Consider the following 9,860-nt stretch of genomic DNA (forward strand, 5'->3'; position numbering starts at 1 on the left):
CTCCTCAACCGGCGGCTTCACCTGCCCAGCCCGTGGCACCAGCACCCTCCCAGCCACAAGCTACAAGCAACTCACCCCAAAGTCAGCGGCATTGGATCTAGACGGTCCTACCGCTCCATGCGACGGCGCTCCCGCTGCCGTCGAAGGCCCTGTAGACGCCAGCCCGTGGCGGCGACACCCACGGCTGTCCTCTATTCCAGCCCAATGGCCGCACATCTCGCCCCGTAGGGCGCGGTGCAGATCTGCCTGATGGTGTAGACGCCGTCGGCGATCACTGTCTGCCTGATGGTCTTCTGCGTGAGGGCGATCACTGGTACGAGCCTCGTGGGGATGCCCTTTTGCGTCGGACTGTCGACTCTGTCCGGCGTCAGCCCGTCGAACTCGATGCTGCGGCCCCGTACCTTGTCTACCGCCAACTCTGCTGCGTCGGTGGCCTCATCGACGAAGGGTTTGTACACGGACATGTACTGCTGTCCTGCGACGATGCGCTGCACTGCGTCCAAGTTCGCGTCCTGTCCGGTCACCGGCGGTATGGCGGTGGCTCCCGCCTTCTTCAGCGCATCGATGGCAGCGTCGGCCAAGCCGTCGTTGGCCGCATAGACAGCGGCGATGTTCCTGAGCCCGATGGACCGAATCGCATCGTTCATGTCTCTTTCGGCGACCACGGGCGACCACTTTGTGACGTTGTACTGCTGGACGATGTGGACTTTGTCGGTGAGTTCGCCGAGTGCACCTTTCTTGAACTGAGCCGAGTTCGGATCAGCGGGGTCTCCGTTCAGCATGACCACGTTGCTCCCCGACGCGCGATCGCCCAGTGCCTCGTCGATTGCGCGTCCCTGTTCCTCGCCGACGAGTTCGTTGTCGTGCGAGACGAACGCGTCGATCGGGCCCTGCGCAAGACGGTCGTATGCGATGACAGGTATGCCCGCGTCTTGCGCTTCTTGCACGTCCGGCGCGATGTGTTCGGCGTCCAGGGCATCAACGAGGATGACGTCCACTTTCTCTGAAACCATGCGCCGGAACTGCTGACTCTGTCTGGACACACTTGCTTCGGCGTTGGCGTAGTCAACCTTGCCCTTCCCATGTGTGAGGGCGGCGACTTCCCTCTTAACAGTTGGATAGTCGAATTTTTCGAAGCGTGCAGTGTCCCGGTCGGGCAGGAGAAGTCCCACTGTAATGTTTTCACGATACAAGGATGCTGAGCTCGTCCTGGTGTCGCCTCCGCCGGCGGCGCACGCGGTGAATAAGAGCACGGACGACGAAGCGGCCAGGGCTATGGCCGGTTTCCGGTATCCGGTCCTGCGTATACGTGGAGTGTTCATTTCACTGGCCCTCCGGAGCCGTGTTGGACGTGCCCTGACAGGTGATGAACCCACTTGCGTGACCTGCGAAAACGCTAACTACCCGACCTCGGGGAAATGCCCCCGATTTTGGACAGGGCGCCAGTGACCCACTAGCCACATGAGGGATGCGGTTACAGGGCTGCTGACCTGCTGTTAGGCGGGTGGCACGTGCTTGGCACGCCCCTCGTCGCCCGGCCGGGGGGTCCCTGCCCAAGCCGGGCGACGGGTGAGGGCACCGCATACTGGCGCCCTCACCGGTGATTCGGAGACGTCGCCCACCTGGATGGGTCCGGATGCGGGGGGATCTCGGCACGCGATAGCGCGGGCTGCGGTGCCGGGCCTGCTGGACCTCGAGTCAGATCCTGTTGCAGGGTTAGCCTCGATTCGTCAGTGGTCGTGAGCGCATGACGGTGTTGCTGGTTCACTCCGTTTGTCCCGCGTGATCGCGGGCGGGGGCTTCGCGTGTCGCTGCGGCTGCGCCGGGGTTCCACGGCTCCCGGAGGTGGTGCGGGTGTCCTCCTTCCTTGTCTGAAGGGTCTGGTGGGCCGGTCGTCAGGTCAGGACTGGGAGGGTGTTCAGCCGTTGCCAGCAGGTGGTGAACGCCTGGGCCCAGGGCCAGGTCGCCTCGATCCGCAGCCGGCGGCGGCGGGCGTGGTCGGCGAGGCGGAAGCGCATGGTGTCCGGCTCGGCGTCGGTCAGGTCGTCGATGTCGTGCAGGGCCGACAGCCGCAGCCACGCGTCGAGATCGGCGGCGATGTTCGCGGCGAGCACCCAGCCGCGGAGGCTAGGGTTCTGGCCCATCACCACGGCACGAAAAGAAGCGGCCCAAACCCCTCTCGGGAAATTCGGACCGCCAACCGTGGAAACGCCGTAGACCGGCGCGATGGTCCTTTGCGGGACCCAGGTCGTTACACCTGGTCACCAACACCTAGTGGAAATCTCGACCTCCACGATCTGCGTTTGCTTAGCCTTGTCGTTTTGATAGTTCTGCTTGACGATCTCAACATGCTTGTACCTGATCTGGCCGGACGCACATTGTTTTTGCGCCAGCTCCTCTGCACCCGCCCGAGCGTCGGCTATCAAATTCTCAGCGGGAAAAGGGCGACCGTTTATATAATGAGAAGTTTGCTGCACCTCTCCTACCACGCGTGCCTTGCTCGGCAGCCCGCCTTCGGCGACCGCAGTCCCACTCGTCGAAAGAATTACGCCGCCAACAATGAAAGCCGCCGCTAGAGCATTTACAGACAAAAAATTTTTCATAATTGACAACCGTTCTACGCCTGACTGAATATTTGACGCCAGGGAACACCTGAAAGGTATCCCTAGTCAATATTTAGCAGTTGTGGGCGTTGCATTGATAGAGGCAAATGGCCTTATCCTCGATCTTTCTTGCACGGTCTGCCGACGGAGTCGGCAGACCGTTTCGTGTTCCGTGGCTGCTGGTGGGCAGGCCGGTAGCCCGACTGACGTGTCGGGTGGGCGCCGGGTTCCACTGCTCCGGGACGATGGTGCTGCTCACGGGGACGGGAAAGCTACTGGTCAGACTGGGTTGGGCAGGTGGTCGAGCCGTTCGAGGGCGTCGGTGACGACATGGGTCCAGGGCCAGTGTCGGGCGAGGCGGAGGATCTGGCGGCGTCCGGCGGTGACGAGCTGGCCGGCCGGGCTGAACAGGCGCAGCCGCAGGCGGCGGGGCTCCCAGAGCCGGGCCTGGCCACGTGGTGGTGTCGTGAGCTGCGGCATGATTGCTCTTCCTGGGTGATGATCTGTCTCAGCGGCTGGTTCCTGACGGGTTATGGGATCTGGCCGCGCCGTTGCTGCCGTCGTTCACGCCGCGCCGCCAGGGCGGCGGGACGGCGCCGCTGGATAAGCGGGCCGTGTTCACCGCCGTGGTGTATGTGCTGAGCAGTGGGTACGCATGGCGGCATCTGCCGCCTACGTTCGGTGTCTCGCCGGCCACCGCGCACCGCCGTTTCTCCGCCTGGACGAAGGGGGGCTGTAGCGTCGGCTGCACCGGGCGGTGCTGGACGAGCTCGGCGCGCGTGGGGAGTTGGACTGGACGTCAGTGATCGTCGACGCGACCTCGGTGCGGGTGAAGGGGGGCGCTGACCGGGCCGAACCCGGTGGACCGCGGCAAATTCGGCAGCAAGTTGCATGTCCTGTCGAGGCCCAGGGCATCCCCGTGGTGGTCCGCGTCTCCGGGGCCAACACCCACGACAGCCTGGCCCTCAAACCCCTCGTAAAGCGCATACCAGCCGTACGCTCCCGTCGCGGACCGCATCGCCGCCGTCCCGGAAAACTCCGAGCCGACAAGGCATACCACTCCGCCGGCACGCTGTCCTGGCTGCGCCAACGCGGCATCATCCCCCGCATCGCCCGCCCGGGCATCGAGTCCTCCGAACGCCTCGGACGGCACCGCTGGAAGATCGAAAGGTCCATCTCCTGGCTGCTTGGCTACCGCCGCCTCACCGCCAGGCACGAACACAAAGGCAGCCACTTCCTCGCCTTCCTTGGCCTCGCCGCAGCACTGACCTGCTACAGGAAACTCGCCAAACTCACCACGTGAGACAACGTCTTAATCAATCACAGAACGTCATAATCCGTTACTGGCAAAGGCTCAGTGAAATCCCAATTCACCGGCGTATGTCAGCCGATGTGAACGTGAAAAGGTAGTTCGGTGTTGAGGCGGCGTCCGGACCAACGAACACCCAACCGCGACTAGGACTGCCACAACGGTCGTCGCTGTAGACGGAAAGCTGGCCCCTGAAGTCGCCCTTGCCACGGGTCGATACGAACTTACCGGGAACCACTTTCGAACACCACCGGGCATCGGCACCGACGCTTTGCACGCCAGCGGGAGCCTTAACCAGAAGTCGGCCCTCTGCGGTTCCCGCCGACGCGTCACTCGCGCCGACGATCACCGCAAGTGAGCATGCCAGCACAGCCGCTGCTGCACCAGTTACTGCTTTCTTCATCACGAACCCCACCCGCCATTCTTCACTGTAGTTGAATTGCACATTCAATTTGACTCTTAAGAGATCATGCCGCAGCGGGATCCACAAAACCAGAGTCAGATGCCCCATGGCCTTACCGTGTTTTTTCTTCCGGCCTCGAACAGGGCTTGATCAAGTTCCGGAGTCGTGCGGTTGGTCCAGGGAATGACGGGTTGGGGTGCAGAGCAGAGCAGGCACAGGCTCGTGATCATTGGGGTGTCTAAGCCTCGATCCGCCGGCAATGGCCGGTCCAGGGCTTGGACATGAAGACGCGGATGCCCTCTGAGCTGGGACGATGGGACTTCCTACGGTTGTCGCGGCCGCTTCCGGCTTCACCCCCAACCCGGGGCTCAGCCTGCCTCCAGCTTCAACCAGTCACTGCGATGACCAGCGGCGGGTTCTCCCTCCCGCTCGAGTCCTCAGCGCCTCGTGGCGCACAGCCGGTGTCGTCGAGGACGAGGATGCCGTAGGGTTCGCCGAGCCGTTCGGCTACGTAGTACTGGAGGTCGTCGCGGAGCTCGTCGGCGTCCCAGCGGGCGCCGTTGAGGAGCCTGGAGCTTCCCCGCCCTGGGCTACGCACGGGTCTGGGACAAGCTCGTCGCGGGCCTTCCGCCTCACCTGCGCACCCGCCCGTCGAAACGCGCGCTGGGCGAGGTGCGCCGCCGCGCCGCTCCCGTTCAGGATGCTGTTCGAGGTGATGTCCGGATCGCTGGCGCCGCCGGAAACGCCCGGAGTGTGTTACCGGCGCTGGCGCACGGTGGCCTTCGACGGCTGCAGTTCGATCAAAGCCCCCGACCGTCCGCGTCTGCGGACGGTGTTGGGCAAGTCACGCAATCAGCAGGGTGATGCCAGCTACCCGGCGCTCCGGCTGACCGCGCTGTGCGAGACCGGGACCCGTGGCCTGCTCGCAGCGGTCTTCGGTTCCTGCTCGGTGGGTGAACTGGCCTCTGCTACCGCCCTGTTAGGCCATCTCAACCCCAAGATGCTGTTGCTGGCCGACCGAGGCTTCGATGCCGATACCTTCCTGAGCTCAGTGAGCGATACCGGCGCCCAATACCTCGTTCGCCTCCGATCGAGTCGCCGCCCCCTGATCGAGACCGTTCTGTCCGACGGCTCCTACCTGACACACCTGAGCGGACGCCCGGTGCGCATCATCGTCGCCACGGTGACCGCGATCTGCGCCGACGGCAAGAAGGTGAGCGACTCCTATCAACTGGCCACCACCTTGCTCGATCCCGTCAACGACCCTGCCGGCGTACTGGTCCGCCTCTACCACGAGCGCTGGGAGGTCGAGTCCGCCTTCTACGCCCTACGCCACACGCTGCAGGACGGCCGGGTCCTGCGTTCGTGTGATCCGGCCGGACTTGAGCAGGAGCTGTGGTCCAGTCTCATCGTCTACCAGCTCCTGCGCCGGGCGATGACGGACGCCGCACTGGGGCGCCCCGGTACAGACCCCGACCGCATGAGCTTCACCGTCGCCCTGGAAAGCGCCCGCAACCAGGTGACCACCGCCTCCGGCATCGACGGCTGCGAGATCAATCCCACCGCTCCCGGCACCATCGGCGGTGCCGTGCCCACCGCTCAGATGCCCCCGCGACGCACCCGCCTCAGCATCCGCAAGGTCAAGTGCTCAACGTCCCGTTACGCGGGCAAAGCCGACGACGACAGGGCAATGACCAGCACAAACGTCGTCCGTCTGGCCATCGATATCCACGACGGCCACATCGCCTTCCCGAGCGCACCCACCTACACCCCCGCCCAGGACGAACAACTCACGGCCTCCCGCTCCCGGCGCAAAGAACAGCTCATCCAGCTCCTGCAGACCGTTCCCCGCCCCCTCCTGGACAGCCCGCGAGATCGCTCATTCCCTCGGCCTCCCCAAGCACAGCGTCATCGCAGGTCAGCTCTGCCAGTGGGCGCTGTCCGGAGTACTGGAACGGACCGCTCCCGGCGCCTACATCCTGCCCCAGGCGTGGGCCGATCCAGCCCACCCAGGACGCGCCGGACACACGGCGAGAGAACGCACGATCGCCCTCCTTCAGGCACATCCTGGACGATCATGGAAGGCCCGCGAAATCCTGCACGCCTTGGACTTCCCACCCTCCCGACACCGCAGTCTGGTCAGCGAACTCTGTCGCTGGGTCCACCAAGGCGTCATCGAACGCAGCGGACCCGGCGACTACACCCACACCCAACATGCCCAAGAATCGCCCGATTTGACCAGCGCTGATTCCGCTTAACTGCGGGGCATTGGCCCAGGGCCCAGGCGTTCACCACCTGCTGGCAACGGCTCACCGCCCTCGCGACTGTCACCTGACGGCCCGGGCACTGCCCCGACAAGGACCAGGAAGGAGAAGACCGGCAGCACTCCGGGCCCGTGGAGCCCGGCGCACCCGCAGCGTCACGCGACGGCCCACCTCGAACGGCGTGAGGACATTACGGGCGAACTGCCGAGCCGGTCAGCGACCAAATCCCGCTGACGAATCGAGGGTAAGCGTTATTCGGCCATGACAAGGTCCAGGTCAGCCTTCTTGAGTACTGTGGCCAGCGGCTCGTACATGGCCACTCCCTGGCACTGGCCAGCACTGGTTAGCGGCGAGCCGCTGATCATGCCGACTCCGAGAACCCCATTGCGGAACGAGGTAATGACGGGAGCGCCACTGTCCCCGGGGGCGCTGCACAGGTCGGCTTGAACCAGGCCACTGACACGAACGCCGCTGATTTCGTCTACAAACCCTGTATTGAACTCGTCGATCTGTCCGCAGCTGTATCCCGAAATGGCGCCGCGCATGCACACCGTCACTCCGACGGTGGCAGGTGTGTATCCACCCCGGACCGGTTGCGCACTTGTGGTGTACACCCATGGCTGCGGCCGCCACACGTCAGGGTTGCTCAGAGCAATGGTGGCGTAATCATCCGGCCCCCATACGCGGTGACTGATGGCTCCGATTATAGAATTTCCCCGATACCACTTGCTGTTGACTTCGCCGCAGTGGCCCGCCGTGAGCAGGTAAGTGAAGGCTCCAGGATACGTGTGAGCGGGCCGGGCTACGAACCCGCTGGTGCACCGCGGACCACCAGGAAAGTCTGCGTTGATGACAAGACCGCCGTACAGATCGGTTGTCCCCGCAGCTGCGGCTGCAGCCGCAGAGGCAGGACCGGCCAGCGACCTCGTCCTGGCAGCGGAACGCTTGCTGATCACGGCATCACCGTATCTGCGGAGCGAAGTGAGCGGCTGGCCGCCGGGCACCTCGACCACGACGGCGTCAGCCCGGGGGTCAATCCCCCACGAGCTGCCCGCCGGCATTCCTGCTCCGCTCAGTTTGCTGACGATGTGCTGCAGTTGCGCAGAGCTGTGCCGCACGATCCGGGCGCGCGCCCCGGCGGCCTGGACGGTGCGGGCGCCCCCGGGGTCCAGGACATTGACCACCAAGCCACCGTCGGCGGGGTCGATCCACGCCCCTGCCTGCCTGTCTTTCAACTGCCCGACCAGCCTGCCACCCAGCGCATCCAGGGCAGGCTGGGCCGCGAACCGCCGCCGCGCTTCGGTATCCGACAAGCCCAAACTCTCACGCAAGCTGGCCACTGCAGCCTGGGTCACCGCACGGCTCTGCTCACTCACCATGCTGGCCGCGTTCGGCTGCCTGTCATGCCTGACCGTTGACTGTGTATGTCCGCCGACCGCCACAGCCCCACCTGCAGAAAGACCCGCCAGGACAGCGGTGAGTGCGGCACCCAGCACCCAACGCTTCCCACGTATGTATACCTGCACTCTTTTGCACCTCTCCCAAGCGATAATCTAAAGAAGAGCCTGTCCGAAGAGGAAAGTCTCAAATAGAGGCATCTGCCCCTATTCGCTGTGGGATTGCGGACACGATTACCGCAAGTCCGTCGAGTGCGCTACCCCAAACACACTGGCGTTGGCCATCACGATAGACACCCCAGCGCCAACCCCGGCAGGCAAGCAAATCCTCCGCCCCATTGAAAGAGGTTCACTGAAGTCGCAGGACGTATGACTCTAGACGTCTACTCGACCGATAGGGAAGGTTGTCCACGCTTGCAAAGATCACCAGAGAGGAAAAGAGCATGCGGTGGCCAGCTCGTTGGTTGAGTGCTGCGGCGGGAACGCTGAGCACGGTAGCATTCATTGGGACGGTCGGGGTTAGCCCCGCAGTCGCCGCCACTACTCATCACCTGATGGTCCAACTCCCACCCGTCAATAAATGCATAAATATCTACGACAGGAGTGCGCGCCAGGAAAGTGGTGATATCAATCTGGTGTATAGCTCCGATGGTTGGAGCGGGACTGGCTACACCGTACAGGAAGGCGACACGTATGACATTAGGTCTTGCGATAATCGGTTTGCCGACATCATTACCGTACCCAATGGCGTGAAAACCAATAATTATTGGTGGAGTGCGTACCGTTAGCCTCGATCTTTCGCGAGGGTTCGCCGACGGAGTCGGTGGCCCCTTTCGCTTTCCGAAGCTGATGGTGGGCAGGCCGGCGGTCCGGTTGTCGCGTCGGGTGGGCGCCGGGTTCCACTGCCCGGTGGGTGCTGTTGTCGTCGGGGCGGTTGGCAGGTTGCTGGTCAGCCGGGGGTGGGCAGGATCGGGAGTCGTTCGAGGGTGGCGGTGATCTCTCCGGTCCAGGGCCAGTGCCGGGCGAGGCGGAGAATCCTGCGTCGGCCGGTGGTGACGAGTTGGGCGGCCGCGGAGAACAGGCGGTGGGGTTCCCAGAGTCGGGCCTTGCCGGTGAGGGCGAGCATGGGCATCCACGCCAGCAGGTCGAGGGCGATCCGGACGATCTCGAGCCAGACCTTAGTTCTGGGCTGTGGTGTGGAGGGGCAGGTTGCGCATGCCGGTGGACCGGGCGGCGCGGATCCGGTCCTCGGCCCGGGCCCGCAGCCGGTGACGGAACTTGAGGGCGGCGATCGGCCGGTGGGGGGTGTTGGTCGCGAAGCACGTGATCCGCATGCCGTCCGCGTCCGTGATCCTCAACTGGGCGCCAGGATAGGGCCGTTCCTTGCGGACGATCAGTCGCATGCCCTTGGGCAGCCGTCCAGGAGCTTGCCGGTGAGCTCGGCGACCCAGGCCCCGTCACGGACCTCACCGCCGGTCTCGACGGCCGGGGGCCAGGCTGAGGCGGGGACCTTCAGTACGTGTTCGTGGATCGCTTCGGTGACCGTCATGCCGGCCGAGTACGAGAGCCAGCGCCCGCGCTGGGCGAGCCAGGACACGAAGTCGTGGGTGCCGCCGGCGGAGTCCGTACGGATGAGGGTCTGCCGCCCTCGCCGGTAGTGCTTGGGCAGTTGGGCCAGGGCCAGTTGGGCGGTGGTGATGTGGTCGGCTGCGGTGTTGGAGCCCGCGTTTCCCGGCCTGAGGAGGGCGGCCAGGGGCTCACCGGTTCCGCCCGGGCCGTGGTCAAGGATCTGGGCATCCACAAGGAGGCCCTGCGCGGCTGGGTCCGCCAGGCCGAGGCGGACAGCGGAGAACGCGACGACCGGCTGACCAGCGCCGAGCTTGC

General features: G+C 64.6%; 9 protein-coding genes and 2 pseudogenes. 3 read left to right on the top strand and 8 right to left on the bottom strand.

Annotated elements, in window-relative coordinates:
• Positions 1 to 191: 191 nt before the first annotated feature.
• From ABZ453_RS49060 to ABZ453_RS49075, 4 genes and pseudogenes are all read right to left on the bottom strand, one after another.
• On the bottom strand, positions 192 to 1,322 hold the full coding sequence (locus ABZ453_RS49060) for a substrate-binding domain-containing protein (protein WP_359026298.1): 1,131 nt from the start codon (positions 1,320 to 1,322) through the stop codon (positions 192 to 194).
• A 573-nt stretch (positions 1,323 to 1,895) separates the two neighbouring features.
• Entirely contained in the window at positions 1,896 to 2,144 is a 249-nt protein-coding gene (locus tag ABZ453_RS49065) for a hypothetical protein (protein ID WP_359026300.1), read from the bottom strand.
• 117 nt (positions 2,145 to 2,261) lie between these two features.
• Entirely contained in the window at positions 2,262 to 2,603 is a 342-nt protein-coding gene (locus ABZ453_RS49070; RefSeq protein WP_359026302.1) for a hypothetical protein, read from the bottom strand.
• A gap of 279 nt (positions 2,604 to 2,882) precedes the next feature.
• Positions 2,883 to 3,056: pseudogene (locus tag ABZ453_RS49075) on the bottom strand (transposase); the annotation flags it as partial.
• A gap of 98 nt (positions 3,057 to 3,154) precedes the next feature.
• Here ABZ453_RS49075 and ABZ453_RS49080 point away from each other — a divergent pair.
• Positions 3,155 to 3,409: a transposase gene (locus ABZ453_RS49080; RefSeq protein WP_359026311.1), complete on the top strand. Its 255-nt coding sequence runs from the start codon at positions 3,155 to 3,157 to the stop codon at positions 3,407 to 3,409.
• The gene (locus ABZ453_RS49085; RefSeq protein ID WP_359026304.1) at positions 3,361 to 3,906 is read left to right on the top strand and encodes a transposase; all 546 of its coding nucleotides are present in this window, start codon (positions 3,361 to 3,363) and stop codon (positions 3,904 to 3,906) included. The genes ABZ453_RS49080 and ABZ453_RS49085 overlap by 49 nt, the downstream gene beginning before the upstream one ends.
• A gap of 67 nt (positions 3,907 to 3,973) precedes the next feature.
• Here ABZ453_RS49085 and ABZ453_RS49090 read toward each other — a convergent pair whose 3' ends face one another.
• Both ABZ453_RS49090 and ABZ453_RS49095 read right to left on the bottom strand, forming a co-directional pair.
• Positions 3,974 to 4,423 (bottom strand): hypothetical protein, encoded by a 450-nt coding sequence (locus tag ABZ453_RS49090; protein ID WP_359026306.1) that lies wholly within the window; start codon positions 4,421 to 4,423, stop codon positions 3,974 to 3,976.
• A gap of 277 nt (positions 4,424 to 4,700) precedes the next feature.
• Positions 4,701 to 4,913: a hypothetical protein gene (locus ABZ453_RS49095; RefSeq protein WP_359026313.1), complete on the bottom strand. Its 213-nt coding sequence runs from the start codon at positions 4,911 to 4,913 to the stop codon at positions 4,701 to 4,703.
• Between the two features lie 102 nt (positions 4,914 to 5,015).
• Between ABZ453_RS49095 and ABZ453_RS49100 the strand changes: the two genes are divergently transcribed.
• Positions 5,016 to 6,563 carry a transposase gene (locus ABZ453_RS49100; RefSeq protein ID WP_359026308.1) on the top strand — a complete coding sequence of 516 codons (1,548 nt, stop codon included), beginning with the start codon at positions 5,016 to 5,018 and terminating at the stop codon, positions 6,561 to 6,563.
• A gap of 267 nt (positions 6,564 to 6,830) precedes the next feature.
• Here the strand turns inward: ABZ453_RS49100 and ABZ453_RS49105 are convergent, their stop codons facing one another.
• Both ABZ453_RS49105 and ABZ453_RS49110 read right to left on the bottom strand, forming a co-directional pair.
• Positions 6,831 to 7,958, bottom strand: a complete 1,128-nt coding sequence (locus ABZ453_RS49105; RefSeq protein WP_359026310.1) for a S1 family peptidase — start codon at positions 7,956 to 7,958, stop codon at positions 6,831 to 6,833.
• Between the two features lie 967 nt (positions 7,959 to 8,925).
• A pseudogene (locus ABZ453_RS49110) lies at positions 8,926 to 9,762 on the bottom strand (transposase); the annotation flags it as partial.
• Positions 9,763 to 9,860: the final 98 nt, after the last annotated feature.

Origin of the sequence: Streptomyces sp. NPDC005799 (assembly GCF_040630525.1) — a bacterium.
Classification (GTDB): domain Bacteria; phylum Actinomycetota; class Actinomycetes; order Streptomycetales; family Streptomycetaceae; genus Streptomyces; species Streptomyces griseorubiginosus_B.